This window comes from Caulobacter sp. FG121, from assembly GCF_057809815.1.
The window spans coordinates 301909-328447 of sequence record NZ_JBMDKR010000002.1 but is presented as its reverse complement, the minus strand read 5'-3'; the positions used below and the strand labels follow the sequence as shown (position 1 = coordinate 328447).

Annotated in this window: 28 protein-coding genes; 20 read left to right on the top strand and 8 right to left on the bottom strand. The window is 67.1% G+C overall.

Features of this window, described 5'->3' with window-relative positions; genetic code table 11:
- Nucleotides 1-68: 68 nt before the first annotated feature.
- Together ACODSL_RS07535 and ACODSL_RS07530 are read right to left on the bottom strand one after the other, a co-directional pair.
- Nucleotides 69-1517 (bottom strand): 4-hydroxyphenylacetate 3-hydroxylase N-terminal domain-containing protein, encoded by a 1449-nt coding sequence (locus ACODSL_RS07535; RefSeq protein ID WP_488900046.1) that lies wholly within the window; start codon nucleotides 1515-1517, stop codon nucleotides 69-71.
- Nucleotides 1518-1727: 210 nt separating this feature from the next.
- Complete coding sequence (locus ACODSL_RS07530) at nucleotides 1728-3521, bottom strand: recombinase family protein (protein ID WP_488900045.1); 1794 nt, start codon at nucleotides 3519-3521, stop codon at nucleotides 1728-1730.
- Between the two features lie 54 nt (nucleotides 3522-3575).
- On the opposite strand from ACODSL_RS07530, the gene ACODSL_RS07525 reads away from it, so the two are divergent.
- Entirely contained in the window at nucleotides 3576-3725 is a 150-nt protein-coding gene (locus ACODSL_RS07525; RefSeq protein ID WP_488900044.1) for a hypothetical protein, read from the top strand.
- Here the strand turns inward: ACODSL_RS07525 and ACODSL_RS07520 are convergent.
- Nucleotides 3722-4249 (bottom strand): hypothetical protein, encoded by a 528-nt coding sequence (locus tag ACODSL_RS07520; protein WP_488900043.1) that lies wholly within the window; start codon nucleotides 4247-4249, stop codon nucleotides 3722-3724. The genes ACODSL_RS07525 and ACODSL_RS07520 overlap by 4 nt on opposite strands.
- A gap of 98 nt (nucleotides 4250-4347) precedes the next feature.
- Between ACODSL_RS07520 and ACODSL_RS07515 the strand changes: the two genes are divergently transcribed.
- The 7 genes from ACODSL_RS07515 to ACODSL_RS07485 all read left to right on the top strand — a co-directional run bounded on the left by ACODSL_RS07515 (nucleotide 4348) and on the right by ACODSL_RS07485 (nucleotide 9512).
- A complete protein-coding gene (locus ACODSL_RS07515; protein WP_488900042.1) occupies nucleotides 4348-4995 on the top strand; it encodes a class I SAM-dependent methyltransferase in 648 nt (215 codons plus the stop codon).
- 44 nt (nucleotides 4996-5039) lie between these two features.
- A complete protein-coding gene (locus ACODSL_RS07510; RefSeq protein WP_488900041.1) occupies nucleotides 5040-5390 on the top strand; it encodes a VOC family protein in 351 nt (116 codons plus the stop codon).
- A 171-nt stretch (nucleotides 5391-5561) separates the two neighbouring features.
- Entirely contained in the window at nucleotides 5562-6092 is a 531-nt protein-coding gene (locus ACODSL_RS07505; RefSeq protein ID WP_488900040.1) for a YkgJ family cysteine cluster protein, read from the top strand.
- Nucleotides 6093-6147: 55 nt separating this feature from the next.
- Complete coding sequence (gene ggt, locus ACODSL_RS07500) at nucleotides 6148-7911, top strand: gamma-glutamyltransferase (protein WP_488900039.1); 1764 nt, start codon at nucleotides 6148-6150, stop codon at nucleotides 7909-7911.
- 16 nt (nucleotides 7912-7927) lie between these two features.
- Nucleotides 7928-8515, top strand: coding sequence for a hypothetical protein (locus ACODSL_RS07495; protein ID WP_488900038.1), 588 nt, complete (start codon nucleotides 7928-7930; stop codon nucleotides 8513-8515).
- A 1-nt stretch (nucleotide 8516) separates the two neighbouring features.
- On the top strand, nucleotides 8517-8867 hold the full coding sequence (locus ACODSL_RS07490) for an MmcQ/YjbR family DNA-binding protein (RefSeq protein ID WP_488900037.1): 351 nt from the start codon (nucleotides 8517-8519) through the stop codon (nucleotides 8865-8867).
- Between the two features lie 15 nt (nucleotides 8868-8882).
- Nucleotides 8883-9512 carry a Pr6Pr family membrane protein gene (locus ACODSL_RS07485; RefSeq protein WP_488900036.1) on the top strand — a complete coding sequence of 210 codons (630 nt, stop codon included), beginning with the start codon at nucleotides 8883-8885 and terminating at the stop codon, nucleotides 9510-9512.
- Nucleotides 9513-9527: 15 nt separating this feature from the next.
- On the opposite strand, the gene ACODSL_RS07480 is transcribed toward ACODSL_RS07485, so the two are convergent.
- Nucleotides 9528-9908, bottom strand: a complete 381-nt coding sequence (locus ACODSL_RS07480) for a type II toxin-antitoxin system VapC family toxin (RefSeq protein ID WP_488900035.1) — start codon at nucleotides 9906-9908, stop codon at nucleotides 9528-9530.
- On the bottom strand, nucleotides 9905-10186 hold the full coding sequence (locus tag ACODSL_RS07475; RefSeq protein WP_488900034.1) for a type II toxin-antitoxin system Phd/YefM family antitoxin: 282 nt from the start codon (nucleotides 10184-10186) through the stop codon (nucleotides 9905-9907). The genes ACODSL_RS07480 and ACODSL_RS07475 overlap by 4 nt, the downstream gene beginning before the upstream one ends.
- A gap of 94 nt (nucleotides 10187-10280) precedes the next feature.
- Here ACODSL_RS07475 and ACODSL_RS07470 point away from each other — a divergent pair, with 94 nt between their 5' ends.
- The 7 genes from ACODSL_RS07470 (at nucleotide 10281) to ACODSL_RS07440 (ending at nucleotide 17277) form a co-directional block, all read left to right on the top strand.
- A complete protein-coding gene (locus tag ACODSL_RS07470; protein WP_488900033.1) occupies nucleotides 10281-11810 on the top strand; it encodes a UbiD family decarboxylase in 1530 nt (509 codons plus the stop codon).
- Between the two features lie 31 nt (nucleotides 11811-11841).
- Nucleotides 11842-12480: a hypothetical protein gene (locus ACODSL_RS07465; RefSeq protein WP_488900032.1), complete on the top strand. Its 639-nt coding sequence runs from the start codon at nucleotides 11842-11844 to the stop codon at nucleotides 12478-12480.
- 112 nt (nucleotides 12481-12592) lie between these two features.
- Nucleotides 12593-14377, top strand: a complete 1785-nt coding sequence (locus tag ACODSL_RS07460; protein ID WP_488900031.1) for a M14 family metallopeptidase — start codon at nucleotides 12593-12595, stop codon at nucleotides 14375-14377.
- 75 nt (nucleotides 14378-14452) lie between these two features.
- Complete coding sequence (locus ACODSL_RS07455) at nucleotides 14453-14854, top strand: MAPEG family protein (RefSeq protein ID WP_488900030.1); 402 nt, start codon at nucleotides 14453-14455, stop codon at nucleotides 14852-14854.
- 45 nt (nucleotides 14855-14899) lie between these two features.
- Nucleotides 14900-16231: a TldD/PmbA family protein gene (locus ACODSL_RS07450; RefSeq protein WP_488900029.1), complete on the top strand. Its 1332-nt coding sequence runs from the start codon at nucleotides 14900-14902 to the stop codon at nucleotides 16229-16231.
- Nucleotides 16228-17013: a 3'(2'),5'-bisphosphate nucleotidase CysQ gene (locus ACODSL_RS07445; protein WP_488900028.1), complete on the top strand. Its 786-nt coding sequence runs from the start codon at nucleotides 16228-16230 to the stop codon at nucleotides 17011-17013. The genes ACODSL_RS07450 and ACODSL_RS07445 overlap by 4 nt, the downstream gene beginning before the upstream one ends.
- 24 nt (nucleotides 17014-17037) lie before the next feature.
- Complete coding sequence (locus ACODSL_RS07440) at nucleotides 17038-17277, top strand: DUF4170 domain-containing protein (protein ID WP_488900027.1); 240 nt, start codon at nucleotides 17038-17040, stop codon at nucleotides 17275-17277.
- 156 nt (nucleotides 17278-17433) lie between these two features.
- Here the strand turns inward: ACODSL_RS07440 and ACODSL_RS07435 are convergent, their stop codons facing one another.
- Nucleotides 17434-18102: a fused DSP-PTPase phosphatase/NAD kinase-like protein gene (locus tag ACODSL_RS07435; RefSeq protein WP_488900026.1), complete on the bottom strand. Its 669-nt coding sequence runs from the start codon at nucleotides 18100-18102 to the stop codon at nucleotides 17434-17436.
- Between the two features lie 79 nt (nucleotides 18103-18181).
- Here ACODSL_RS07435 and ACODSL_RS07430 point away from each other — a divergent pair, with 79 nt between their 5' ends.
- Genes ACODSL_RS07430 through lpxK form a run of 5 tightly spaced genes read left to right on the top strand, consistent with a single transcriptional unit; the run spans nucleotide 18182 to nucleotide 23904 of the window.
- Nucleotides 18182-19957, top strand: coding sequence for an ABC transporter ATP-binding protein (locus tag ACODSL_RS07430; protein WP_488900025.1), 1776 nt, complete (start codon nucleotides 18182-18184; stop codon nucleotides 19955-19957).
- Entirely contained in the window at nucleotides 19954-20655 is a 702-nt protein-coding gene (locus ACODSL_RS07425; RefSeq protein WP_488900024.1) for a lysophospholipid acyltransferase family protein, read from the top strand. The genes ACODSL_RS07430 and ACODSL_RS07425 overlap by 4 nt, the downstream gene beginning before the upstream one ends.
- Before the next feature lie 13 nt (nucleotides 20656-20668).
- A complete protein-coding gene (locus tag ACODSL_RS07420) occupies nucleotides 20669-21640 on the top strand; it encodes a cation diffusion facilitator family transporter (RefSeq protein WP_488900023.1) in 972 nt (323 codons plus the stop codon).
- A gap of 6 nt (nucleotides 21641-21646) precedes the next feature.
- A complete protein-coding gene (locus ACODSL_RS07415; RefSeq protein WP_488900022.1) occupies nucleotides 21647-22903 on the top strand; it encodes a 3-deoxy-D-manno-octulosonic acid transferase in 1257 nt (418 codons plus the stop codon).
- Nucleotides 22900-23904 carry a tetraacyldisaccharide 4'-kinase gene (lpxK, locus tag ACODSL_RS07410; RefSeq protein ID WP_488900021.1) on the top strand — a complete coding sequence of 335 codons (1005 nt, stop codon included), beginning with the start codon at nucleotides 22900-22902 and terminating at the stop codon, nucleotides 23902-23904. The genes ACODSL_RS07415 and lpxK overlap by 4 nt, the downstream gene beginning before the upstream one ends.
- Here the strand turns inward: lpxK and ACODSL_RS07405 are convergent.
- The gene (locus ACODSL_RS07405) at nucleotides 23889-25220 is read right to left on the bottom strand and encodes a metal-dependent hydrolase family protein (RefSeq protein ID WP_488900020.1); all 1332 of its coding nucleotides are present in this window, start codon (nucleotides 25218-25220) and stop codon (nucleotides 23889-23891) included. The genes lpxK and ACODSL_RS07405 overlap by 16 nt on opposite strands.
- Nucleotides 25220-26305 carry a phosphotransferase gene (locus ACODSL_RS07400; RefSeq protein WP_488900019.1) on the bottom strand — a complete coding sequence of 362 codons (1086 nt, stop codon included), beginning with the start codon at nucleotides 26303-26305 and terminating at the stop codon, nucleotides 25220-25222. The genes ACODSL_RS07405 and ACODSL_RS07400 overlap by 1 nt, the downstream gene beginning before the upstream one ends.
- Nucleotides 26306-26539: the final 234 nt, after the last annotated feature.

The following is a 26539-nucleotide window of genomic DNA, read 5'->3' as shown; positions in this document are numbered from 1 at the left end:
CGTTTTCTGTGTCTTGAAGGGAGGGCCGACCCCGCCCGGATGGACGACGTCAGCCCGCGATCCCACGGTCAGTCGACGCCGATGGCGGCCCACATCTCCGGCGCCTGGGTCCAAGGCCGCTCCATCTGGGCGAACATATGGTCCAGGGCGAAGTTGCGCGGGGCGCTGGCCAGGTAGAACCGTTCATACAACTCCGCGCGGGCGCCCAGGGCCGATCCCGCGAAGTCCCAGGCCGTCCGGAACAGCTTGGCCCGCTCGCGGGCGCTCATGCCCCCGGCGCCGGGCATGTACTTGTTGATCAGCCCGCCGATCTCTGGATTGTCGATGGCGTCCAGCGAGGCGGTGGCCAGCAGGTTGTGCGAGCCGATGACCTTGATGATTTCGTTGGCCCGGACCATCCAGCCCGGCATCTGCGCCCGCAGCGCCCGCAGGGGCTTGTCGTCGCAGAAGACAGCGCCATTGCCCCAGTCGCGGCAGTCGGCTTCCGCCGCCTTGACGGCCGAGCGGGTCAGGCAGCCGTAGCCCCACAGTTCGCCCAGCAGCGACGCCGTATCGGGCCGCTTGTCGGCGCCCGTCGCCTTGGCCATGCGGGCGGCGAGTTCATAGGCGAACTCCAGCTTCACGGCGGCGCGGATGCAGGTCTGTTGCATGATGTTGGCCGCCCAGCCGTGCCGCATCAGGCCGTTGTAGACATCGATGTCGCCGTCGATGAACACCCGCGCCAGCGGGATCTCGACATCGTCGAAGATCATGAAGGCGTCCTGCTCGTCGAACCGGCTGGAGAACGGCCGATCGCCGGCGGCGCCCGCGACGCCATAGTGGTCACGGCAGAGGGTGATCAGGCCCTTGGTCCCCATCGGAATGGAGAAGGCCAGCAGGGTGGCGGGATCGGTCCCGGGCGGCTGCGGCTGGCCCGGATAGACGAACAGCTCGTCGGCGAACGGACCAAGCGTGGCGAGGATCTTGGCCCCGCGCACGATGATGCTGGTCTCTGTCCGGCGCACGACGCGCAAGGCGATCTCGCCGTTGACCCCTTCGGTGTCCGGCAGTCCCTTGTCGACCACCGGGTGGATGATGGTGTGGGTCAGCGACAGGTCCTTCTCGACCACCTCGCGATAGAACCGCTTCAGTCGTTCGGAATGGGTCGTGTCGCCCTTGGCGTTGAAGATATCGCTGCGCGCGACAAAGCCGGCCAGGGTGACGTTCACATAGTCGGGCGTGCGGCCGAGCATGCCGTTGGAATAGCGGGCGAAACAGTCGAACGCCCGGTGGCGGCGCTGCAGGTCTTCCGCCGACTTCGGCACGATTAGGCTGGCGCTCATCGGCTTGCCAGTCTCGGGGTCCTCGACCAGGCACTCATCTGCGTGCGCGTGCTGCCAGTCGAAATAGGCCGCCATGCCCTTCAGCGAACCGGCGAAGGCCGGGTGGGTCAGGACATCGACCTTCTCGTTGCCGAGCCAGACCGTCCGGTCATCCTTCAAGCCGTCCAGGTACTGCTGTCCCGTGCGCGCCGTCATCGTTTCCTCCCTGTCCCGTCTGATCGCGGGATGCCTCGTTGCCTGCGGTCGAATGTCGGAGGGGCCGATCTGCGGCCGGTATCTGACATTGATCAGATATGAGTGTAGTCAGTTTTATGAGCTACGCAAGCCGGTGGTTGATGGTGTCCGGGCAAGCGGGATCCTCAGCCGGTGCCGCCGTGTTGGCGATTCATCCCCTTGGCACGTCCGCTAGGTGCAGCCTCGTCGCCTCCAGCGCTTCTGCCTGCGAAGGAGAATTGCAAGGGTGGCTTCCTTGTCGGGGTCGCCCCCGGTCAGCGCGTCACGGACGGAGAGAACAGGGGCTGTCACGAATGATCCGTCTTTCAATTCGTAAGTTAGGTCGCCTGCCGCCAGCAGTTTATGGGCGCCCGCCTCATCTATCAGTCCGCCGCCATTCTTGAAGCGAAATGCCAAGGCGCCGCCCGACAGAATTGCTGTGATCGTGGCGCACCGAGCTCCATCGACCTGATCGCGATCATTGCATGAAACGAGATCGATTGTTTCTTTGAGCGCGCGGTGGATCCGAAGTCGAGCGGTCAGTCGGGATTGGGGATTTTGATCATTTGCCGCCTCACGAACTTCTCGAACACGTTCGAGTTGTTCGTTCGGTGAGAGGGACGCTATTTCCTGTTCGAGCTGCTGCGAAAGCCGATCAAATTTGGCTTTCGTTGCCTCCATTTCGCGCTCGATCGCTGCCAGCCGTTCTTCCATCGCGACGCTATCGGCGCGAACTATGTAGTCGATTGCGCGTTCGCGCTGCTGCACGAGGTCACCAATATGCTTTTCGGCCTCCGCAATTTCATTTTCGATTGCCAGCCTTTGGTCCGGCTCGCGAAAACTCCGGTCGTCCAGGGTGAGGTGTATCAATGTTTCTAGGCAGGCATCTTCGAACTCACCGTAGCGAAACATAGTGCGGCGATCGCAGCCATTTCGAAGCAGCGCGTTTCTACACGAGAAGTACCCCCTTCTAGTAGCAGCACCATTAGTGCTGCCCTTGCTAGGCTTGCGAAACTCCATGACGCCTTGGCAGCCGGCGCACCGCACGAGCCCTGTAAATAGGTTATTGAACGTTTGGCGACTGTTGCCGGAGTTCGCTAACCCCTGACGCGCCCGAAGTGATGCTCGGGCTCGCGAGACTAGTTCCGCTTCCACTATACGCGGGTAATATCCCACGATCCGTTGTGGCTGATCCGGTTGAACGCTTCGTGGCTCATAGTCGCCTTCGACTTGTGAGGCTTCCAATATGCGAAGGACGCTTGTTGGACTCCAGCCGCTGGCTCCATTCAATCTTCGCGGCGCACCCCAGGGGGCTGAGCCTTGCCCATTCAGCCATTTGGCGATCCCACGCACGCCAAGCCCGTCCGCCGATAGAGTGTAGATTTGGCGGACGATGTCTGCCCGCTGCTCAATGACATCGAACCCGGTTTTTCCCGGGCGAACCTGAAGCCATCTCGGCGCATTGGTGCCGAGTATGCGGCCGTGGGTCGCCGCTTCCTCGTGCTTTCGTCGCCAGACCTGGCGCATGATTTTGCTCTTTCGGTCACTTTCTCCCTTTGCCCTCGCGCTGGTCCACCAGACCTCCATCACCCGAAGCAAGGCCTCCTCTCCCCGGAGGCTGTCGTGGTCGAATACTCGGCCGCCATCGACGATGGCGATGCCGATACCTTTCTTGCTGAGGCCGACCATCCATTGAAAAACGTCGATGGGCTCAAGGCGCGATAGCCGGTCGATGTTCTCAACTACGAGCACGCTTCCAGCTTCAATTTCTCCTCGGTCTACCCGAGCGACGAAGCCTCCCAAGCCAGCCGCGTCGCGTAAGTGGTGTCCCTTCCACGCCGACCGCCCAATATCCAATATTTCTGGCGCGATCACCCAACCTCTTGAGGCACATAACGATTTTATGGCCTTTCGCTGTCGCTCAATCGAGGTCCCGCGTTCTTGGGCCTTTGTCGAGAACCGAACATAGGGATAGGCTGTGATCATGGCGCAAGTTCCGATGATGCGGCCATGCTAGAGCAATTGTAGCAGTAATCCTATATGTTCATGCACGTCCCCTGCTGGAACCTGCCGAAGGTGCATCGCCTGTTGAAACAGAAGGGCGTGATGGACCGCATGCTGACCGCGCCGGGCTATGTCAGCGTGCTGAAGATGGCGTCGAGCAAGGTCGCCCCGGTCACGGCCGCCTAGTTGCCGTAGGGCGTGTCGGCGAGCCCCAGCAGATCGGGGCGGACGATCTCGATGCCGCCACCACCGTTGCAGGTGATGTTGGCCACATCGACGTCGTTCTTCGTCACGATGACCCCGTCCTCATCCGACCGCAGGTCCTCGACAACCGAATAGTGAAAGCCGCCCTTGTCGAACTCGAGGGACTGGTTGCCCTGGATGTAAAGGGTGTAGCGGAACTTGCCGCGAGGATGCGTCGGGGCATCCGGGTAGCTCATCTCCAGCGCCCCGGGCTTGCCGATCCGGTACTGCATGTAGCCTTCGCCGGCGGTGATCGTCCGCGAGGCGCAGACGCTGACGATCTTCTTCTTCGTCCGGCAGGACCAGACGACGTTCTCCTGAGGCGCGCAGAGGGTGGGTTCGTGCCACTCCGCGGTGGGGACCCCGGCGCTCGGCCTGCTCGGCGGTCCGTCCCGCGACAGCGCCATGCCCGCCGGCCCCAGGACGAGTGTCAGGACCGCTACGGCGGCGACGCGACGAATGGACATGACCGACCCCTTCCGGAACCCGGTCAGGAAACGACAGTCCGTGTCGGGCCGCAAGGCCGCCGGTGGCTAGTCGCGGAAGACCTGCCTATGAAGCCCCCATGATCACCGACCGCCGGGCCTTCATCCTTGAGAACACCCGCCTGCAGGCGCCGCCCCATGCGCCGGAGCTGACGCTGCATCTGGCCGACGAGATCACCCCGATCTGGCGGCTGACCGAAGAAGACCTGGCGAAGATCGGCCTGCCACCGCCATTCTGGGCGTTCGCCTGGGCGGGGGGACAGGCGCTGGCGCGCTACATTCTCGACAACCCGCACGTGGTGGCGGGCCAGCGCGTGGTCGACTTCGCCTCGGGCTCGGGCATCGTCGCCATCGCGGCGAAACGGGCCGGCGCCGCCGGCGTGCTGGCGGCCGACATCGATGGCTACTGCGGCGCGGCCATCGGCCTGAATGCGGCGGCCAATGACGTCGAGGTCGACTTCACCGACGCCGACCTGCTCGACGCCCCGCCGCCGTCGGCGGACGTGTTCCTCGCCGGCGACATCTGTTACGAAAAGCCGCTGGCCGAGCGGGTCATGGCCTGGCTGACCGCCGCCCGCGCGGCCGGCGCCACGGTGCTGATCGGTGACCCGGGGCGGACCTATTTCCCGAAGACGGGCCTGATCAAACTGGCGGAGTACCAGGTCGCCACCACGCGCGAGCTTGAGGATTTCGAGGTCAAGAAGACCAGCGTCTGGACTCTGCCCTGACGCCTGCGATATAGAACAAAGACGGAACATCAGGAGTTCGCCCGATGCGCGAAGACGGCAAGATCGACTATGTGGAATTTCCCGCGAAGGCCATTCCGGCGGTGAAGGCCTTCTATTCGGCGGCCTTTGGCTGGACCTGGGTCGACTACGGTCCCGACTATGTGGCGGTGGACAACGCGGGTGTGGACGGCGGCTTCAACGGCGATGCCGCCGACGAGAACGGCGCGACCGTGCCGCTGGTAGTGCTGTACGCCCACGACATCGAGGCCATGGCGGCCAAGGTGACGGCCGCGGGCGGCGTGATCACCCGGCCGATCTTCCCGTTCCCGGGCGGGCGGCGGTTTCACTTCACCGATCCTTCGGGGAATGAGCTGGGGGTGTGGTCGGAGACTTGATCCTCCCCATCGGGGGAGGTGGCCCGAAGGGCCGGAGGGGGTCACCCGAGACCCGAGCGGCCCCCCTCAGTCGGCTTCGCCGACAGCTCCCCCGATGGGGAGCATCTGAAGAGATCAAACCGTCACATCCCCCCGCTACCCTCCGCCCGCTGATCAACGGGCGAGGCGGGCGTGAGCGAGAGCGGGAAGAGCTGCGGTGACTGCGGCCTGTGCTGCAAGCTGCTGGGTATCGCCGAGATCAGGAAGGAGCCGGGCCAGTGGTGCGGCCACTTCCGCAAGGGTGTCGGCGGTTGCGGCATCTATGCCGACCGGCCGCAAGCCTGCCGCGACTTCACCTGCCTGTGGCTCAGTTCCGAGCGGCTCGACGAAAGCTGGAAGCCCAACCGGGCGAAGTTCGTCATGTTCACCGACCAGGACGGTCGCCGGCTGAACATCGTCGTCGATCCGTCTGAGCCGCTGGCCTGGCGCAAGGACGCCTACTATCCCCGCATCAAGGCGATGAGCTCGCGGACGGAAGAGGGTTATGAACTTGTCGTGGCCGTCGGCGACCGCCGCTTCGTCATCTTTCCCTACGAGGACATCGACCTCGGGATCATCAATCCGGACCACAAGATCGTCACGGGCTTCGCCATGGTCGAGGGCCAACGGACGCCCTACGCCATGGTGGTGAGCGACATCGAGGGGGACGGAGGCGCCCCCTAGCCCCTCGCGACCACCGCCCTATAGTCCCCGGACACAGTACTGGGGGACCCCGCCGATGCGCCGCCGCACCTTCCTCGCCGCTTTGCCTGCCGCCGCCTTCGCGACCTCGACCCTCGCCCAGAGCCGCAAGGCCAATCCCAACCTCGACCGGCCAGACGTGCACGGCGGCGACCGCATCGACGGGGCGACCTACGCCAGTCGCTCGGCGGCCTGGGGCGCGCACGGCGCGGCGGCCACGGCCCATCCGCTGGCCACCCTGGCGGCGATCGACACCCTGCGGCGCGGCGGCTCGGCCGTCGACGCAGCCATCGCGGCCAACGCCTGCCTGGGCTTTCTCGAACCGATCAGCTGCGGCGTCGGCGGCGACTGTTTCGTCATGCTGTGGGACCCGAAGACGAAGAAGGTCGTCGGCCTCAACGGCTCTGGCCGGTCGCCGCGCGCGCTGACCCTTGAGACCCAGCGCGCCCGCTCGAAGAACGGCCGCATCGCCAGCTTCGGCGCGATCTCCGTCAGCGTCCCGGGCGCGGTCCAGGCCTGGTGGGACCTGCATCAGAAGTTCGGCAAGCTGCCGTGGAAGAGCCTGTTCGACCCGGCCATCGCCTTTGCGGAAGAGGGGACGCCGGTCACCCAGAACGTCGCCTACTACTACGGGGCCTCGTTCCGCCGGTTCAACAACCCGACCTCCAACATCGAGGAGGTCGTCAACTTCAACAAGGTCTGGGCGCCGACCGGCCGCACGCCGCTGGAGGGCGAGCTGTTCCGCAATCCGGCGCTGGCCGAGACCTATCGCCTGATCGCCGCCGGCGGTCGTGACGCCTTCTACAACGGCGAGATCGCCGACCGGATCGAGCGCTACTTCAAACGCATCGGCGGCTGGATGACCCGCGCCGACCTCGCCGCCCATCACAGCGAATGGACCACGCCCCTGGTCACCGGCTATCGCGGCGTCGACGTCTATGGCCTCGCGCCCAACAGCCAGGGGCTGTCGACGCTACAGCTGCTGAACATCCTCGAGACCTTCGACGTCAAGGCGATGGGTTTTCAGTCGGCCCAGGCGATCCACCATGCGGTCGAGGCCAAGCGCCTGGCCTACGAGGACCGCGCCCGCTACTTCGCCGATCCCGACTTCGGCAAGATCCCGGTCGAGTGGCTCAACTCCAAGGCCTACGCGGCCGAGCGAGCCAAGCAGATCAAGCCGGACGCGATCCTCAATCCGGTCTATCCGGGTCAGGCGCCGAGCCACGGCGACACCACTTACTTCACCACCGCCGACGCCGACGGCATGATGGTCTCGATCATCCAGTCCAACTATCGCGGCATGGGCAGCGGCCTGTCGCCGGACGGCCTCGGCTTCATGTTCCAGGACCGGGGTGAGCTGTTCTCCCTGACCGACGGCCACCCCAATGTGTTCGCGCCCGGCAAGCGGCCGTTCCAGACCATTATTCCCGGCTTCGCGGTGCGCGACGGCGCGCCCTGGCTGAGTTTCGGCGTCATGGGCGGGGACATGCAGCCACAGGGCCAGGCCCAGATCATCAGCAACATGGTCGACTTCGGCCTCGACCTGCAGGCCGCCGGCGACAGCCCGCGTTGGCACCACGAGGGCGGCAACGAGCCCACCGGTGAACAGCTCGGCCAGCCCGGCCTGCTGCGACTGGAGACCGGCGTGCCGGAGGCGACGAAGAAGGCGCTTGCCGCGCTGGGCTGGCCGCTCGGAGGATCCGATGGCGGCTTCGGCGGCTATCAGGCGATCGAGCGCTGGCCCGGCCGCTATGCCGCCGCGACCGAGATGCGCAAGGACGGCGTGGCGCTGGCGTACTGAGGGAGGAGTTCACGCGATGAGAGTCCTGTCCGGGTTAGCCGCCGCGGCGGCGCTGGTCTGTCTGGGCGCCGCGCCCACGCACCCGCCGGCCGGAACCTGTGCGTTGACGCTGGCCGACCGGGTCGCCAACCGAACTCTGGATTTCGAACATTTCGACCAGCGCACCACCCTGCCGTCCAACGCCCGATCACTGGACGAGGCCGGCTGCTACGCCGAGGCCGCCGAGGCGACCGAGGACTACCTCGCCAACGGCCCGGTCGGGACACCGGGTGAGCGGGCGATCATGGCGTTTCATCTGGCGCAGTACCTGGCCATGGCGGGCGATGAACGCGCCGCTGCCCGCGCGGTGGCGCTCGCGCGCCGGTCGGACCTGCCGCCCGACTATCACATCGACTGGAACAGCTATGTCGCCGGCACCCGTGCTTTCTTCCTCAAGGATCGACCGGCGCTCGACATGACCAGGTCCGCTCTGCGGGCCCGCGGGACGGTGGGCGACACGATGAACCTCGATCGGCTGGATCGCATGGCGGTCTGTTTCGACGAGCCCTACGCCACGGCGTGGGACGATCCGAAATGCGCGCCGGCCGCCGCCGGAGGGCACTGACATGACCCGCGACGAGTTCCACGCCATCGTCATGGCCTTTCCTGGCGTCGAGGAAGGGCCCAGCTACGGCCAGCCGGCCTACAAGGTGAACGGCAAGTTCTTCACCCGCCTGCGCAAGGAAGACGCCAGCGCGGTGATCATGGAGGTATCGTTCGACGAGCGCGATCTGCTGCTCGAGGTCGAACCCGGGACGTTTCACTTCACCGCCCACTACAAGGACTACCCGTGCGTGCTGGCGCGGATCGACACGCTCGACCCGGAGCAGCTGAAGGGCTTCCTCGAACGCCGCTGGCGAAAATCGGCGACGAAGGCCATGGTCAGGGTCAGGGATGCCGCCGCCTCAGGCGGTTAGGACGCCGGGGGGCGCATGACACTGTATCGACGGATTTTCGCCGGGCTCGCCTGGCTGACGCTGGGCATCCAGTACGGCCTGTTTCTCAAGGCCCTGACCCTGACGGCGATCCTCGACCGGACGGTCGAGTTCGTCAGCTATTTCACTATCGTGACCAATTTCCTGATCGCGCTGGCCTTCACGCTCCCCGCCTTCGCGCCCGACTCGACGGCGGGTCGCTGGTGGTCCGCAGCCAGTGCACGGGGCGCGGCGACGGTGTTCGCTCTGGTGGTGATGATCATCTACCACCTGCTGCTGCGATCGCTCTGGCATCCACAGGGGCTGCAGCTGACCAACGACTACATGATGCACTACGTCATGCCGCTGGCGATGCTCGTGGACTGGCTGGCCTTCACGCCGCGCGGCGGACTGCGCTGGCGGGACGCGGCGATCTGGCTGAGCGTGCCCGCGGTCTACGGCCTCTGGACCCTGGCCCATGGCGCGGTCAGCGGCTTCTACCCCTATCCCTTCATGGACGTGGCGAAGCTGGGCTACCCCGGTGTGCTGGTGAACATGGTCGGACTGGTGCTCGGCTTCTACCTGCCGGGCCTGCTGCTGGTGGCGATCGACGGCGGGCTGGCGCGACGTCGGCCGCAGACCGCCTAGCGGCCGATTCCTGCGCTAGACCAGGATGACGTCGACGCCGTAGTCGGCCAGCACCCTGTCGCTCGTGACAATGACGGCCCCCCGGTTCAACGCCTGGGCCACGATCATGCGGTCGAAGGGGTCCTTGTGAATCGGCGGCAAGGCTGTGGCGAGCCGCGCGTCGCGCAGGGTCGGGGAGATGATCTCCAGACCGAGGTCGGGCAGGCGTTCGCTGAACCGGCCGGGTAATCCGATCCGGCCCGAGGCGGCCTTGATCCACAATTCCCAAGGCGTGACGATGCTGACCATGACCTGCGGATCGGTGGCGATGCGGTCCGCCGCGGCGGATCGCCTGATCCGCGGCGCATCCTCGAGCCACCAGATAAGGGCGGTGCTGTCGAGGATTAGGCCGCTCAAGACGCCTCGTCATTCTCTGGCGGAAACAAGGGCGCGTTGATTGACGCCTCGAACATTTCGAGGATTTCGGCGTCACCGGCCTTCCAAGCCGCTTCATCCCAGACGAACTCACCCTTCATCGCGCCCGGTTGGCGAAGCACCTTTCGCTCAATGGGTTCAGCCGTCAGCCGCGCGATCGGCTTGCCGGCCCTGGCGATCACGATGACCTGACCGGCCTCGACGTCGGCGAGGAGCTGGGAGAGCTGCGTCTTGGCCTGATGAACGTTGACCTGCTTCATGTGGACTAAGTTAGTCCACCTGCCTTGAACCGCCAACACTTCACACAGCCCGCCTCTCGCCCTAGCTTCCGCCGCGCGTAACAGGAGCAACACCTTGGCCTATCGGTCGCTGCGGGACTTCATCGCCAAGCTGGAAGCGGATGGCGAACTGGTGCGGGTCACCGAGCCAGTTTCGACCGTGCTGGAGATGACCGAGATCTGCACCCGACTGCTGGCGACCGGCGGTCCGGCGGTGTTGTTCGAGAAGCCGGTGATGGAAGACGGCACAATCTCGCCGATGCCCTGCCTCGCCAATCTGTTCGGCACGGTGAAGCGGGTGGCGCTGGGCGTGACGCTCGGCGGCGAGCCGCGCACCACGGCCGGCGAACTGCGTGAGGTCGGCGAGCTGCTGGCGTTCCTGCGCCAGCCCGAGCCGCCGCGCGGCATCAAGGACGCCATGGAGCTGCTGCCGCTGGCGCAGACCGTGATGTCGATGCGGCCGAAGACGGTGAAAAAGGCGCCGGTGCAGGACATCGTCCTCAAGGGCGACCAGATCGACCTGACGAAGCTGCCGGTCCAGACCTGTTGGCCGGGCGAGCCCGCGCCGCTGATCACCTGGCCGCTGATCGTGACGAAGGGACCGTCGGATTCGAAGGAAGACGACTTCAACCTCGGCATCTATCGCATGCAGGTCCTGGGCAAGGACCGGGCGATCATGCGCTGGCTGGCCCACCGCGGTGGAGCCCAGCACTACGGTCGCCACAAGAAGGCCGGCCGCCGCGACCCGTTGCCCGCCTGCGCGGTGATCGGGGCTGATCCGGGGGTTATCCTCGCCGCCGTGACGCCGGTGCCCGACACCCTGTCGGAATACCAGTTCGCCGGCCTGCTGCGCGGGTCCAAGGTCGACCTCGTGCCGGCCAAGACCGTGCCGCTGATGGTCCCGGCCCAGGCCGAGATCGTCATCGAGGGGCACGTCATGCTCGACGAGTTCGAGGACGAGGGCCCCTACGGCGACCACACCGGCTACTACAACAGCGTCGAGAAGTTCCCGGTGTTCAAGGTCAGCGCGATCACCATGCGCAAGGACGCCATCTACCACACCACCTTCACCGGCCGTCCGCCGGACGAGCCCAGCGTGCTCGGCGAGGCGCTCAACGAGGTGTTCATCCCCCTGTTCCAGCAGCAGTTCCCGGAGGTGGTCGATTTCTGGCTGCCGCCCGAGGGGTGCAGCTACCGCATCGCCGTGGTGTCGATGAAGAAGGCCTACCCCGGCCATGCCAAGCGCATCATGCTCGGCGTCTGGAGCTACCTTCGCCAGTTCATGTACACCAAGTGGGTGATCGTCGTGGACGACGACATCAACGCCCGCGACTGGAAGGACGTCATGTGGGCGCTCAGCACACGGATGGACCCGGCGCGGGACATAACGGTGATCGAGAACACCCCGATCGACTACCTCGACTTCGCCAGCCCCGAGAGCGGCCTCGGCAGCAAGATCGGCCTCGACGCCACCAACAAGCTGCCGCCCGAAACCCACCGCGAGTGGGGCGAGAAGATCCGTATGGACCAGGACGTTGTCGACCGCGTCAGCGAGATCTGGGGAAAGCTGGGATTGCCCGGCGACGGAAAGCCGATCTGGAAGTAAGCCTTCCTGATGAGCAGACGCCGGGGGGCGCATGAGTCCGTTCGAATTCTTCTTCAGCTTCTACGGCCTGCTGCTGGGCTTTTCAGCGGCCGAGCTGGTCGGCGGGTTCGCTCGTCTGGTTCATGAGCGTCGGGTGGTGCGGATCGGCGCCCTTACCCTGCTGCTGGGCGCCTTCGTTGCGGTCGATATCGCCACGTTCTGGAACCAGGCCTGGCTGATCTTCCGCAACGCGCCCTTCAACCTGTCGCTGCTCGTGCTGGGTCTGTTCGTCGCCAGCACCTTCTATGTCGCCGCCACCTCGGTGTTTCCCCGCGAGATCAAGGGAGGCCAATCGCTGGACGAGCACTTCTGGGCCCATCGCCGGCTGGTGCTGCTGTGCGTGCTTTCGGCGAACTGGATCATGGCGATCAGCTTCTTCGCCTTCGCGAAGCTGAGCGGCGAGCTGCCACGGCTGAATCTGCCGCCGATCTTCTGGATTGGACTTGCGATCTTCACCACCGGAACGCTGGTGGCCGCCCTGGCCCAGCGCCGCCGCGTCGTGCTGACGGCGCTGATCATCCTGGTCGGCTATCATGCCTTCACGGTCGGCCGCTCTGCCGCCTCGCTGTTTCAGGGCGGCGGGTGGTCGATGGTCAACGAAGCGACCGCCGCCGGACCACCATCGCGCTGACGTGCGTTTCCGCCGGCCCCGTTAGGCGGTAGGTCTGCCGACCGTCTGATTTCGAGGTTCCATGCGCCCGCTGCTTTTTGCGCTCGCTCTGCTGATTCCGGGAGTTCCCGCCATGGCTCAAACGCCGTCCGCCATCCCCAATGCCCGCCCCTGGGACCAGCCCTTCCTGCCCCCCGCGCCCGCCTGGGACGGCGCCAGCAAGGCGTTGCTGCGACCGGCGAACGACCCCTGGGCCAGCGCCTTCGAGCAGGATCCGGCGCATGACTTCAGCCCGAACTACGCCGACACCCGCGCGTGGTTCGAGCGGCTGGACAAGGCTTCGAAACTGATCCGGCTCGAACAGTTCGGCGTCTCGCCGCAGGGGCGGCCGATCTACGCAGTGATCGCCAGCAAGGACGGCAAGCGGTTAGATCCGAAGAAGCCGGTGCTGATGGTCCAGGCCGGCATCCACCCGGGCGAGATCGACGGCAAGGACGCGGGCATGATGCTGCTGCGCGACATCGCCTTCTACGGCAAGGACGGCCTGCTCGACCGGGTGAACCTGATCCTGATTCCAATCCTGTCGGTCGACGGTCATGAACGGGCCAGTCCGTACTCGCGGCCTAACCAGCGCGGACCGCGCATTCAGGGCTGGCGCAACACCGCGACCAACCAGAACCTCAACCGCGACTACATGAAGCTCGACCAGCCCGAGATGCAGGCCGTCCGGGCGTTGATCGTGAAGTACCGGCCGGACCTCTACGTCGACGTCCATGTGACCGACGGCATCGACTACCAGTACGACGTGACCTACGGCTACAACGGCGAGGACGGCGCCTGGTCGCGCTCCCCGGCGATCGCAGGCTGGCTCGACGCCACGTTCAAGCCGGCGATCAACGCCGCGCTGGAGGCCCAGGGGCACATCCCGGGCGAGCTGGTCTTCGCCATCGACGATCGCGATCCGAAGAAAGGTCTCAGCGACGGCGGACTGGGCGAGCGCTTCTCCAACGGCTGGGGCTCGGCGGCGCACGTCCCGACCATCCTGATCGAAAACCACAGCCTCAAGCCCCACGAGCAAAGGGTGTTGGGGACGTACGTCTTCATCGAGGAAGCCCTGCGCCTGCTGGCCGCGCACGGCGGTGAGCTGCGCACCGCGATCGGCGAGGACAGCGCCCTGCGCCCGGCGGAGATCCCGGCCAACTTCGTCTCCACCGACCAGCCGGTCTCGACGCGCGCCTTCAAGGGCATCCTCTTCGAACGCTACGACAGCCCGGCGTCGGGGGGATCGGAGATCCGCTGGCTCGGCAGGCCGGACCCGCAGCCGTGGATGATGCCGTTCTACGGCTCGCGACCGACGCTCCAGCTGAAGCGGCCGACGGCCTACTGGATCCCCGGCTATCGCAAGGACCTGATCGAGCGCCTGCGCATCCATGGCGTGGTCATGGAATCCCTGACCGCGCCGAAGACCGTGCATGTCGAGATGCTCCGTCTTCACGACCCGAAAGTCGCGCCGCGCACCAACGAGGGGCACGTCCAGATCACCGTCGAGACCGTCACGCCGGAGCCGCGCGACTGGACCTTCCCGCCGGGCTCGGTGCGGGTGTCGACCGACCAGCCGCTCGGCGATGTGGTCGTGCTTCTGCTGGAGCCGCAGTCGTCGGAGAGCTTCTTCGCCTGGGGCATGATCCCGGAGGTGCTGAACCGGGTCGAGTACATCGAAGGCTACGCTATCGCGCCGCTGGCGGACCGAATGCTGGCCGCGGATCCGGCGCTAAAGGCGGCCTTCGAGGCGAAGCTGGCGGCCGATCCGGCGTTCGCGGCGGATGCCGACGCGCGGCTGGGATGGTTCTACGAACGCACGCCCTATTTCGACGATCATTACCTGCTCTATCCGGTGGGTCGCGAAGTCGGAGGCTGACCGGGCTTGCCCTGCCGGGCGAAAGCAAGGTTAATCCCGGCCCGCTGAAACCGTGCTTTCCGGAAAGGATGCAGGATGGACGTCGCCAATCCGGGACACGCCTCGGCCCTCTGGGTCGGGCTGCACATCCTGCTGATCCTCGTGCTGTCGCTGCTCGTGGTGAGGCTGCGCAACAAGCACAAGGTGTTCCTCGGCGACGAGGGCATTCCGGAGCTGGCCCAGGCCATTCGCGCGTTCGGCAACGCCACCGAGTACGTGCCCCCGGGACTGGCCGGCCTGATCGTGCTCGACCTGTCGGGCGCCACGCCGCTGGTGATCCATATCGCCGGCTTCATCCTGCTGGTCGGCCGGGTGACCCATGCCGTGGGCCTGTCCAACAGCGTCGGCACGTCGATCCCGCGGGCGCTGGGCATGACCATGACCTGGTGCGCCTACGTCTTCCTCATCGCCGCCCTGCTGATTTCCTCCATCGTCTAGGGCGCTCGCCTTGCCCCGGCGCGTCCGGGCGCCCATAACCGGGACATGGATGAAGCCCTGTTGCATGAGACGGTCGCCGCCGCGCTGAAAGCCGGCGCCGACGCCGCCGAAGCCGTATTCGCCGAACGCCAGTCCCTGTCGGTCAATGTCCGGCTGGGTGAGCTGGAAGAGGTCGAACGGGAGGAATCGCGGGACCTGGGCCTGCGGGTATTCGTCGGCCAGAGGGCGGCGGTCGTGTCCGGCTCCGACGTGTCCGACGAGGGGCGCCGAAAGCTGATCGAGCGGGTCGTCGCCATGGCCCGCCTCGCGCCGGAAGACCCCTGGGCAGGCTTTGCGCCACGCGACCGGCTGGCGAAGGGACCGTTCCCCGACCTCGACCTGTTCGACGCCGGCGAACCAACGCCCGAAACGCTCGAGACCCAGGCCCGCGAGGCGGAAGCCGGCGCGCGCGGCGTCGAGGGCGTGACCAATTCCGACGGCGGCTCGTCCGCCTGGTCCCAGGCGCGCTGGCGGCTGGTGACCAGCGACGGCTTTTCCGGCGAGCATCGGGCTTCGGGCTTTTCGCTGTCGGCCTCGGCTGTAGCCGGCGAAGGCTCAAAGATGGAGCGGGGCGGGGAAGGGCGTTCGACCCGCCATGGCCAGGACCTGCCGTCGGCGACGGCCATCGGCGCCGAAGCCGGCAAGCGGGCCGTGCAGCGTCTCGGCGCCCGCAAGATCGACTCCACGACCGCGCCGGTGATCTTCGAGAACCGTCTGGCCATCTCCCTGATTGGGCCGCTGATCGGTGCGGTTTCCGGCCCGGCTGTGGCGCGGGGCGTCAGCTTCCTCAAGGACCGCCTTGGCCAGTCCCTGTTCAGCAAGGGCGTCAGCATCGTCGATGATCCGCACAAGGTCCGCGGCCTCGGCTCCTCGCCCTTCGACGACGAGGGCGTGGCCAACGGCCGTCTCGCGCTGATCGAGGACGGCGTCCTGACCAGCTGGCTGCTGAACACATCGTCCGCGAAGCAACTTGGTCTGCAGACCACGGGCCACGCGTCGCGTGGACTCGCGGGCGCGCCGGGCGTCTCGACCAGCAATCTGACCGTCGAGCCCGGCGACCGCGACCTCGTGGGCCTGATGGCCGACGCCGGGGACGGGCTGCTGATCACCTCGATGTTCGGCCCGTCGCTCAACGCCAACACCGGTGACTGGTCGGTCGGCTGTTCCGGGTTCTGGTTCGAGAAGGGCCAGATGGCCTATCCGGTCACCGAGATCACGGTCGCCGGCAACCTGATCGATATCTGGGGCCGACTGATCCCGGGGTCCGATCTCGAATTCCGCGGGGCCGCCAATTCTCCTTCGTTGCTGGTCGACGGCCTGGCGATCGCCGGCCGATGAAGGCTGACCTCGCCCTGATCCTCGAGACGGCGCGGGAAGCGGGTGAACTGGCCCGCCGGATGAAGGCGCAGGGCCTCAAGATCTGGTCCAAGGACGGCGGCTCGCCCGTGACCGACGCCGACATCGCCGTCGACGAACTGCTCAAGGCCCGTCTGGAGGCCGCCCGCCCGGACTATGGCTGGCTGTCGGAAGAGACGGCGGATGACCCGACCCGGCTCGAGCGGAAACGCCTGTTTGTCGTTGATCCGATCGACGGGACCGCGGCGTTCCTCAAGGACCGGCCCTGGTGGTCGGTGTCCATCGCCGTGGTCGAGGACGGCAAACCGGTCGCCGGTGTGGTTTTCGCGCCGGAGCTGGACGAGACCTTCACCGCCACGGTCGGGGCCGGCGCCTTCCTGAACGGCGCGGTGATCGCCGCCAGCGCCCAGGACCGGGTGGAAGACTGCCGCATGCTCGGCGACGCCCCGATGTTCCGTCACCCCGCCTGGCGTGAGCCCTGGCCGCCGATGCATATCGAGACTCGCAACTCCATCGCCTATCGCATGTGTCTGGTCGCCGACGGCCGGTTCGACGCGGCGCTGGCGCTAAGCGGCAAGAGCGAATGGGATCTGGCGGCGGCCGACCTGATCTGTGCCGAGGCCGGCGCCGTCAGCACCGACCACAAGGGGCGGGCCCATGCCTACAACCGGCCCAATCCCCGCCTGCCGAGCCTGATTTCCGCCGCGCCTGCGCTACACCCGTTGATCCTCGACCGGGTCCGGCATATCGACCTGCCAAACTGACACTCGCCGAAGGGCCCTCCGCACATGCCGGACAGACAACTGCTGCACATCGTGATTGGCGGCGAACTGAAGAACGTCCAGGACGTCGAATTCCGCGACCTCAGCAAGGTCGAGTTCGTCGGCGCCTATCCCAACTACGCTGAAGCCTGGAAGGCCTGGAAGTCCAAGGCCCAGGCGACCGTCGACAATGCCCACGCCCGCTACTTCATCATCCACGCCCACAAGCTGCTGGATCCGAACGACGACGACGATCACCAGCATTAGGCGTCGCCGAACCGTCACGCGGCGCGGCTAGAGAGTGGGCCTCGATCGGGGGCTCCCATGTATCAGACCGTCGCCTATGCGCTGCTCGCCGCTCTGGTAGGGGCTGTCGTCTTCATCGCTCGCGCCCATCTGGTCGCCGATGGCGACTGGGACTGACTATTCCCGGCGCAGCAGCTTGTCGGTCAGCAGCGTGCCCCACCAGCTGGCCTGGAAGTCGTTCTTGATCTTCACGCGGTCGTAGGCGTCGCTCTGCACCCAGTCGATGAAGCTGATCCCCTTGGGTTCGGCCTCCTCGAGGTAGCGTTCGAACACGTAGTCCAGCACGCCGGTCTTGCCCTGCTTCATGTGCAGGGTGCGCAGACCCAGCTCGGTCACTGCGTCGCGGATCGAATGACCGAGATGAAAGTGGCGGTAGAACACGCTCATGATGCCGGCCCGGTCCGCCCCGGACTTGCAGTGCATCAGGGCTGGGTACTCGATGCTCGCGAACAGGTCGCGCGCGCCCAGCACGGTCTCGCGGCGCGGGACTTCGCGGGAGGTGATGGTGAAGTCGACCATCTTCAGCCCGAGCCGCTCACAGGCGTCGCGCTCCAGCACATAGAAGCCGGTGTCGAACCCGCCGCGCAGGTTGATGATGGTCTTGATGCCGTCCCGCTTCCACCAGCGCAGCTGGAACGGCCAGGGCTGGGCGGCGCGGACCATGTCCGGTCCGATCCAGTGGGCATTGGAGAATCCGACGCGCAGGAAGGCGTGATCGCCCCAGATGGAGTGCCAGTAGGCCTTGAAGCGGCCCCAGCCGGTGGATAGGTCGAAACGCGTGGACAAGTGGCGCTCCCTGCAAGAGCGTCCTAAGTAGGGCTCTCCGCGCCGAACGCAAACGACTTCAGGGCCGATTCCCAACTCCATGACCGCCGCCGCGCCAGCTGAAATGACCGATCGCCAGCTGGCGACGCGCGTCTGGCGAACCTACCTCAAGCGCCGCTGGAAAGGCGTGACCGTCGCGCTGCTGGGCGCCGTGGCGGTGGCGATCTTCAGCACCCTGCTGGCCCAGATGATCGAGCCGGCGGTCAACGACCTGCTGTCGCGCCATCCCAAGCCAGGCGCCATCGTCGTCATTCCGTTGACCATCATTGCCTACGGCGTCGGCCGCGCGCTGGCGCAGATTATCCAGGCCATGCTGGTCAACGCCATTGGCCACGGGCTTGTCGGCGACATCCAGCAGGAGCTGTTCGGCCGAATGGTCCGCGCCGACCTGGCCCGGCTACGCGCGACCCACTCGGGCAGCTTTGTTTCCCAGGTGCTCTATGACGCGGCCCTGATCCGAGAGGCGGCGACCAGCGGCATCGTAAACTGGACCCAGAACGTCCTGATCGTCGGCGGCTGCATGATCGCGATGATCGAGCGTGACCCGATCCTCGCCGGACTGGTCGCGCTGGTCGGCCCGTTCGCCGGAAATCTGATGCGGCGCTTCTCGAAGCGGTCGAAGAAGGCCGCCAAGGGCGCGATGGCGGCGACCAGCGATCTCTCGACGGCCCTGATGGAAAGCCTCGACGGCGTTCGCGTGGTCAAGATGGAGAACCGCGAAGCCTATGAAGAGGCCCGCGTCGCGGCGGTCATCGACGCCCGCCAGGAGTTCATCATCAAGGGCGCCAACGCCCGGGCCCAGGCGGCGCCGGTCACCGAACTGCTCACCGTTTTTGTGACCGCCGGAATCTTTGTGTACGTCGGCTGGCGACACAACATGAACCCCGGCGACTTCATGGCCTTCTTCGCCCTGCTGGGGATGGCGGGACAGAACCTGCGCCAGCTGGCCAATCTGCAGACCGTCTTCGCCGAGGGCATGACCGCCGCCCGCCGGCTGTTCGTCGCGCTCGACGTCGAGCCGGAAGTCCGGGAGACGGCAAATGCCCGCGTCATGGCCACAGGCGACGGCAAGGTCCGTCTCGAGAGCGTCAGTTTCGCCTACGGCGACGGCGGCCCTATTCTTGATGACGTGACTGTGGAGGCCCGCCGCGGCGAGATGGTTGCGCTGGTCGGCCCATCCGGCGGCGGCAAGAGCACCATCCTGTCGCTGATCCCTCGCTTCTATGACGCCACCGGCGGCCGGGTGACCGTCGACGGTTCCGACGTCCGCGATGTGACCATCGCCTCCCTCCGGGATCGCATCGCCTTCGTCACCCAGGAGCCCTTCCTGTTCGACGACTCGATCCGCGCCAATATCGCCTACGCCCGCCCCGAGGCGACCGATGCCGAGATCGAGGAGGCAGCCCGCCGTGCCGCGGCGCACGACTTCATTCTCGAACAGCCCGACGGCTACGACACCATTGTCGGGGAGGCCGCCACGCGCCTGTCAGGTGGTCAGCGTCAGCGCATCGCCATCGCTCGCGCCTTCCTCAAGAACGCGCCGATCCTGCTGCTCGACGAGGCCACCAGCGCGCTCGACACCGAGAGTGAGGCCCAGGTCCAGGAGGCGCTCGACCGACTGATGGCCGGCCGCACGACCATCGTCATCGCCCACCGGCTGTCGACTGTGAAACACGCCGACCGCATCTACGTCATCGAGCGAGGCAAGGTCGTCGAGACGGGAACCCACGCGTCGCTGGCCCGCAAGCGGGGCCTCTATGCGCGTCTGGCAAGGGCCCAGGATCTCGACAGCGTCCCCGAGGAGTCTCCTGCGTGAAGGCCTTCTTCCGGTCCGCCTTCGTGCAACAGACGCTGGCGACGATTTTCGCGGCCTGGCTCAGGTTCTGCTACGCCACCACCCGCTGGAACTTCGAAGGGCAGGCGAAGGCCGAGGCTGTCTGGGCCGGCGAGGGCGGGGCGATCCTCTGCTTCTGGCACGCCCAGATCGCGTTGGCCCCACGGTGCTGGCCCCAGTCGCCGGACCGACAGGATATGCGCGCGCTCATCTCTCAATCGGCCGATGGCGAGTTCATCGCGCTGACAGTGCAGAAGATCGGCTTCCCGGCCATCCGCGGTTCGTCGAAGAAGGCCTCTGATCCCAACAAGAACAAGAACGGCGAGCAGGCTGTGCGTGCGATGGCGAAATGGGTTCGCGGCGGCGGCGGGATCGCCATCACGCCGGATGGTCCGCGCGGCCCGGCCGAGGTCATGCAGGGCGGCGCTCTGACCGTGGCGCGCATCACCGGCGCGCCGGCGATCTTCTGTGGCCTGGCGACGAGCCCCTGCCTGCGCGCCGGCAGCTGGGACCGCACGGTCATTCCGCTGCCTTTCGCCCGTGGCGTCATCGTCTGGGACGGTCCCGCCCATGTCGCAAAGGGCGACGATACTGACGCCATGACCACCCAATGGGCGGCCCGACTGACGGCCGTGCAGCGCCGCGCCGAGGCGCTGGTGGACGCGGCCGGCGGGGAATGAGACTCTGACCGCCATGCCCCACGACGACCACGGTCACGCTCACGGCCACGACGATCATGACCATGGCCACCATGGCCATTCCCACGGCCATGGCCACAGCCACGCGCCCGCGGACTTCGGTCGCGCCTTCGCGATCGGGGCGGGGCTGAACATCGCCTTCGTGGTGGTCGAGGCTGCCGCCGGCATCTTCACCCATTCGCTCGCCCTGGTCGCCGACGCGGGTCACAACCTGTCCGACGTGCTCGGCCTGCTGATGGCCTGGGGCGCGGCGGCGATGGCCCGGCAATTGCCGACCGCGCGCCGCAGCTACGGTCTGCGCAAGGGCACCATCCTGGCCTCGCTGGCCAACGCCGGCCTGCTGCTGGTGGCCGTCGGGGCGATCTTCTGGGAAGCGATCCGTCGCCTCGGCGCGCCAGAGCCCCTGTCGCCCGGACCGGTCATGGTCGTCGCCATCATCGGCGTGATCATCAACACGGCAACGGCGCTGATGTTCATGCGCGGCCAGCATGACCTGAACGTTCGCGGCGCCTTCCTGCACATGGCGGCCGACGCGGCCGTGTCGCTGGGCGTGGTGTTCGCGGCGGCGATCATCTGGTTCATGCCGGCCTGGACGTGGATCGATCCGGCCGTCAGCCTCGTGATCGCCGCGGTGATCATCGCCGGAACCTGGGGCCTGTTGCGGGATTCGCTGGACATGGCGCTGGACGCCGCGCCGCGCGGGATCGACCCGGACGCCGTCCGCGCCTGGCTGGCCGCCCGGCCCGGGGTAGTCGAGGTCCATGACCTGCATATCTGGGCCATGAGCACGACGGAGACGGCCCTGACCGTGCACATGATCCGTCCGGAGAACAACGACGCGGACAGCTTCCTGCACGATACGTCCGACGGTCTGGACGACCGCTTTGGCATCGGCCACGCGACCTTGCAGATCGAGAGCGGCGCGGGCGGTCATGCCTGCCACCTCGCGCCCGCCGACGTGGTCTGAGCGCCCGTGCGTCAGGCGATATCCCTGATCCTCTACCGCGGCGCCACGGCGTTGCTGGGCTTCGCTGTCCCGTCGATCCTTCGCGGCCGCGCCCGTCGCGGCAAGGAAGACTCCGCCAGGCTGGACGAGCGACTTGGCCGACCTTCCCGGACACGGCCGGCAGGGCCGCTGATCTGGCTGCATGGCGCAAGCGTGGGAGAGACGGTGTCGCTGCTGCCGCTCGTCGAGCGACTGCGGCGGGAGCGTCCTGAGGTCACCGTGCTTGTAACGTCGGGCACCGCGACTTCCGCCGACCTGCTGGCGCGGCGCCTGCCGGCGGGCGCCCTGCACCAGTACATACCGGTCGACACGCCCGCCGCGGCCGCCCGCTTCCTCGACCACTGGCGACCGGATCTTGCCGTGTTCGTCGAAAGCGAACTGTGGCCGAACCTTCTGCTCGGCGCGAAGGCGCGCGGCGCGAAGCTGGCGCTGGTCTCGGCGCGCATGACCCAGGAGAGCGCGAAGGGCTGGCTGCGGTTTCCCGGGCTGGCCCGGGCGGTGCTGGGCGCCTTCGACCTGATCCTGCCACAGGACGTTCGTACCGGTGTGCGGCTGAAGGATCTCGGGGCGCTGGTCGATGGCTACGCCAACCTCAAGCTGGTCGGAGAGGTCCTGCCGACCGATCCCGCCGAACTGGCGCGGCTGAAGGCGGCGGCCGGCGACCGGCTGATCGTCACGGCCGCCAGCACCCATCCCGGCGAAGATCCGCTGATCGCCGACGCGGTCGAGGCGACGGGGCGCTATCCCCTGCTGGTGATCGTTCCGCGCCATCCCGTCCGCGGCCCGGCGCTGGCCACGGCGCTCCGGGCGCACAACCGGACCATCGCCCTGCGGTCGGCCGGCGAGCCGGTCACGGCGGACACCGACATCTACATCGCCGACACGCTCGGCGAGCTCGGCCTGTTCTTCCGCCTCGGCGATATCGCCGTCATGGGCGGCAGTTTCCTGCCCGACATCGGCGGTCACAACCCGCTGGAAGCGGCGCGGCTCGACCGACCGGTGGTGCACGGCGAGCACTACGCCAACTGGATCGACGTCTATGGCGCGCTGGGCGAAGGCGGCGTCAGTTGCGCCGACCCTGCCGGACTGACAGCCGCGCTTGACCGTCTTCTCGGCGACACTGACCTCCGCCATCGCACCGGCGCGGCCGCGCGAGCGGCGGCGGACAGGGAGGCCGGCGTGCTCGACCGCCTCTGGGCGCAGCTGGAGCCGCTGCTGCCATGAAGCTGTCCACGCCGCGCTGGTGGTATGTGAAGACCGACGCGCCCCGCCGGGTGACGCGTATGGTCCTGACGCCGCTGTCCTGGATCTGGGCCGTGGTCACCGCCCGCCGCATCGCCCGCACCGTTCCAGAGGACGCCGGCCTGCCGGTCATCTGCGTCGGCAACCTGACGGTCGGCGGTACGGGCAAGACGCCGGTGGTCCGCGAGCTGCTGCGGCTGCTGACCGAGCAGGGCGTCGCCGCCCACGGCCTGTCCCGCGGCTACGGCGGCCGGCTGAAGGGTCCGCTGCGCGTCGATCCCGCCATTCACACCGCGGCTGACGTCGGCGACGAGCCCCTGATGCTGGCGCGCGACTATCCGCTGTGGATCTCGCCCGACCGCGTCGCCGGCGCCCGCGCCGCGAAGGCCGGCGGCGCGGCGGTGCTGGTGATGGATGACGGTCACCAGAACCCCACGCTCAGGAAGACGCTGTCGCTGGTCGTGGTCGATGGCGAGACGCGCAAGGGCGAATGGCCGTTCGGCGACGGCGCGGTGTTTCCGGCCGGCCCGATGCGCGAGCCGCTGGCCGCCGGTCTGGCGCGGACCGATGCGGTCGTCATGCTGTTGCCGGGAGACATGGCGGCGCCCGATCCGGAGCTGATGGCCCTCTTCGCCGGAGGCCCGGTGCTGATCGCGCGCCTGGAACCGGCGGCCCCGCCGCCTGCCGGCCCGCAGGTCGGCTTCGCCGGCATCGGCAAGCCGTGGAAGGTCGAGCGCGCGCTGGAAGCAGCCGGCTGCGACCTGAAGGACTTCGTCCGCTTCCCCGACCATCATCCCTACAGCGAAGCCGACTTGAGTCTGCTGGACGAGGTCGCCGCCCGTTATGCCGCGGGCCTGGTGACCACCGAGAAGGACTGGGTCCGCCTGCCGCCGGCCTGGCGCGACCGCGCCGCGGTCTGGCCAGTGCGGGCGCGCTTCGAGGATGAGGGGGCGGTTCGCGCCCTGCTTCAGTCCGCCTTGTAGACGACCCCGCCCTTCATCACGAAGGACACTTTCGTCAGGACGGTCACGTCGGTCAGCGGATCGCCGCGCACGGCGATCAGGTCGGCCTGTTTGCCCGGCAGCAGCGAGCCGATCTGGTCCAGCAGGCCGAGGTGCTCGGCGGCCCAGATGGTCGCCGCCCGAATCGCCTCAAGCGGCGTCAGACCCGCCTTGACCAGCAGCGCGAACTCGCCGGCGTTGTCGCCGTGGGCCGAAACGCCGGTGTCGGTGCCGAAGGCGATCTTCACGCCGCCCTCGTGCGCCCGCCTTGCCATGTCCAGCATGCGCGGCCCGGCCAGCAGCGCCTTGTCGCGCTGGGCCGGGGTCAGGAAGGTGTTGGGCTTGGCCGCCTCTCGCGCGACGAAGTCTCCCGCCATCAGCGTCGGGACCAGCCATGCGCCGCTCGTCTTGAACAGCTTGATCGACTCCGCGTCGAGATAGGTGCCGTGCTCGATCGAGTCGCCGCCCGCTCGCAGGAAGGAGTTGATCCCGTCGGCGCCGTGGGCGTGGGCGGTGACCTTGCGGCCCATTGAATGGGCCGTCTCGACGATGGCCTGCAGCTCCTCGTCGGAGAACTGCTGGCCCAGGCCCGCGGCCGTGTTGGACAGCACCCCGCCGGTGGCTGTGATCTTGATGATGTCGGCTCCGGCCCGGACCTGTTCGCGCACCGCGCGGCGGCAGTCGTCGGCCCCGGAACAGACGGAGGTCGGCCGGAACACATGCACCAGTTCTTCCGGCATGCCGTTGGTCGGATCGCCGTGGCCGCCATGGACGGAGATCGGCGAGCCGGCGGCGATGATCCGCGGTCCGGGGATACGGCCGGAGCGGATCGCGGCGCGCAGGGCGAAGATCGACTCGTTCGGCGCGCCCAGATCCGCGACCGTGGTGAAGCCTGCCTTCAGCGTTTTCAGGCCGTTCCAGGCGCCGTCCAGCGCGAGGTCGGACTTTGTCTTGGTGTAGTCCTCGAGCTGGGAATTGGGGCCCTGCTCGCTGGTCAGGTGGACGTGGCTGTCGATCAGGCCCGGCAGGACGAAGCTGTCGTGCAGATCGATGACCTTCGCGCCTTCGGCCGTGGTGTAGCCGTCCTCGACGCGCAGCACCTTGCCGTCCTGGATGACCAGGGTGCGCTGGGCCTCAACCTTGCCGGTGGCCGGATCGGCCAGCAGCCGGCCGGCCTGGACATAGGTCAACGGTGGCGCTGGCGGCGTGCTGCGCGCCTGCGCCAGACCGAGGCCCGCGCCGACCGCGATCGCGGCCAGAATCGCTCCGGCGACGATCCGCCCGCCGACTCCGGCCATCAGGCGCCGGCCTTGATGGCGAAGGCCAGCGCTGCGTCGGCGAGGGCGGGGACCCGCGCCTCCATCGTCTGGGCATGGGCGCTCGCGGCGGTGCCGTCGCGCACGCGGCCGACGATGCCCTGGCAGATGCCGGCCAGGCGGAACAGGTTGTAGGCGAAGTACCAGTCCAGGTTCGGCACGCCGCTGCGACCGGTCAGACCGCAGTACTGCTCGACAACCTCCTCGATGGTCGGGATGCCCCAGGCCTTGAGGTCCTCGATCCCGGACAGCGAAGCGCGTTCAGCGCCGGGCATCACCCAGTGCATCAGCAGATAGGAAAAGTCGGCCATCGGGTTGCCGAGCGTCGACAGCTCCCAGTCCAGCACGGCGACGACGCGCGGCTCGGTCGGGTGCAGCACCATGTTGTCGAGGCGATAGTCGCCGTGGACGATCGAGGTCTTGTCGTCTTCCGGCGCGGACGTCGGCAGGAACTCCATCAGCCGGTTCATCGAGGGAATGACCTGCGTCTCGGAGGCCTTGTACTGCTTCATCCAGCGGTCGATCTGGCGGCTGAAATAGTTGCCGGGGCGGCCGTAGTCGCCAAGGCCGATGGCCTCGTAGTCGGTGTTGTGAAGCGCCGCCAGGGTGCCGATCTTGGCCTTGTAGATGGCGTTGCGTTCGGCCGGCGCGTAGTCGGGCAGGGTCAGGTCCCAGAGGATCCGGCCTTCGACATTGTCCATCACGTAGAACATCGTCCCGATGACGTCGTCATCGGTACACAGGGCATAGGCGTGAGCTACCGGGAATCCGGTTGTTCCCAGCGCGGAGATGACCTTGAACTCGCGGTCAACGGCGTGGGCCGACGGCAACAACTTGCCGGGTGGTTTGCGGCGCAGGACGTATTTCCTGCCCGGTGTGACCAGCTGATAGGTCGGATTGGACTGGCCGCCCTTGAACTGGCGCACTTCCAATGGACCTGCGTAGCCCTCGACATTGGCGGCCAACCAGGCGGCAAGCTTGACCTCGTCGATGGCGTGGCGCGGGTCGACCGGCTTTGTGCCGGAGTTCAGGTCCTGCGCTGTAGGCGCGGCGGCGGCATCAGCCATGGGCGTTTCCCCGTTTCGTACGCTTGTTTGAGCGTGAGTTTAGGGGTTGGCTCCGTGGGCGCAAGGATGCCTTGGGGTCAGCGCCACCGTCGTCGATATCCACACTTCTGACAGGTCATGAACCCGCGTCTGGACTTGCTGTTCGTGAAGGCATGTTCCCGGCGCAACAGGCATCGGACGAACTGGGCGAGATGGAAGGGCATGACGTCCCCCGACGTACACGGATCTGAATTA

Bases quoted from the DNA above. Each gene is read 5' to 3' on its own strand.
- ACODSL_RS07475 (WP_488900034.1), bottom strand. From the start codon at position 10,186: ATGAAGCAGGTCAACGTTCATCAGGCCAAGACGCAGCTCTCCCAGCTC.
- ACODSL_RS07455 (WP_488900030.1), top strand. From the start codon at position 14,453: ATGGACGTCGCCAATCCGGGACACGCCTCGGCCCTCTGGGTCGGGCTG.
- ACODSL_RS07430 (WP_488900025.1), top strand. From the start codon at position 18,182: ATGACCGCCGCCGCGCCAGCTGAAATGACCGATCGCCAGCTGGCGACG.
- ACODSL_RS07525 (WP_488900044.1), top strand. From the start codon at position 3,576: ATGTTCATGCACGTCCCCTGCTGGAACCTGCCGAAGGTGCATCGCCTG.
- ACODSL_RS07530 (WP_488900045.1), bottom strand. From the start codon at position 3,521: ATGATCACAGCCTATCCCTATGTTCGGTTCTCGACAAAGGCCCAAGAA.
- ACODSL_RS07420 (WP_488900023.1), top strand. From the start codon at position 20,669: ATGCCCCACGACGACCACGGTCACGCTCACGGCCACGACGATCATGAC.
- ACODSL_RS07490 (WP_488900037.1), top strand. From the start codon at position 8,517: ATGACCCGCGACGAGTTCCACGCCATCGTCATGGCCTTTCCTGGCGTC.
- ACODSL_RS07465 (WP_488900032.1), top strand. From the start codon at position 11,842: ATGAGTCCGTTCGAATTCTTCTTCAGCTTCTACGGCCTGCTGCTGGGC.
- ACODSL_RS07535 (WP_488900046.1), bottom strand. From the start codon at position 1,517: ATGACGGCGCGCACGGGACAGCAGTACCTGGACGGCTTGAAGGATGAC.
- ACODSL_RS07405 (WP_488900020.1), bottom strand. From the start codon at position 25,220: ATGGCCGGAGTCGGCGGGCGGATCGTCGCCGGAGCGATTCTGGCCGCG.
- ACODSL_RS07450 (WP_488900029.1), top strand. From the start codon at position 14,900: ATGGATGAAGCCCTGTTGCATGAGACGGTCGCCGCCGCGCTGAAAGCC.
- ACODSL_RS07515 (WP_488900042.1), top strand. From the start codon at position 4,348: ATGATCACCGACCGCCGGGCCTTCATCCTTGAGAACACCCGCCTGCAG.
- ACODSL_RS07440 (WP_488900027.1), top strand. From the start codon at position 17,038: ATGCCGGACAGACAACTGCTGCACATCGTGATTGGCGGCGAACTGAAG.
- ACODSL_RS07400 (WP_488900019.1), bottom strand. From the start codon at position 26,305: ATGGCTGATGCCGCCGCCGCGCCTACAGCGCAGGACCTGAACTCCGGC.
- ACODSL_RS07485 (WP_488900036.1), top strand. From the start codon at position 8,883: ATGACACTGTATCGACGGATTTTCGCCGGGCTCGCCTGGCTGACGCTG.
- ACODSL_RS07495 (WP_488900038.1), top strand. From the start codon at position 7,928: ATGAGAGTCCTGTCCGGGTTAGCCGCCGCGGCGGCGCTGGTCTGTCTG.
- ACODSL_RS07445 (WP_488900028.1), top strand. From the start codon at position 16,228: ATGAAGGCTGACCTCGCCCTGATCCTCGAGACGGCGCGGGAAGCGGGT.
- lpxK (WP_488900021.1), top strand. From the start codon at position 22,900: ATGAAGCTGTCCACGCCGCGCTGGTGGTATGTGAAGACCGACGCGCCC.
- ggt (WP_488900039.1), top strand. From the start codon at position 6,148: ATGCGCCGCCGCACCTTCCTCGCCGCTTTGCCTGCCGCCGCCTTCGCG.
- ACODSL_RS07460 (WP_488900031.1), top strand. From the start codon at position 12,593: ATGGCTCAAACGCCGTCCGCCATCCCCAATGCCCGCCCCTGGGACCAG.
- ACODSL_RS07520 (WP_488900043.1), bottom strand. From the start codon at position 4,249: ATGTCCATTCGTCGCGTCGCCGCCGTAGCGGTCCTGACACTCGTCCTG.
- ACODSL_RS07510 (WP_488900041.1), top strand. From the start codon at position 5,040: ATGCGCGAAGACGGCAAGATCGACTATGTGGAATTTCCCGCGAAGGCC.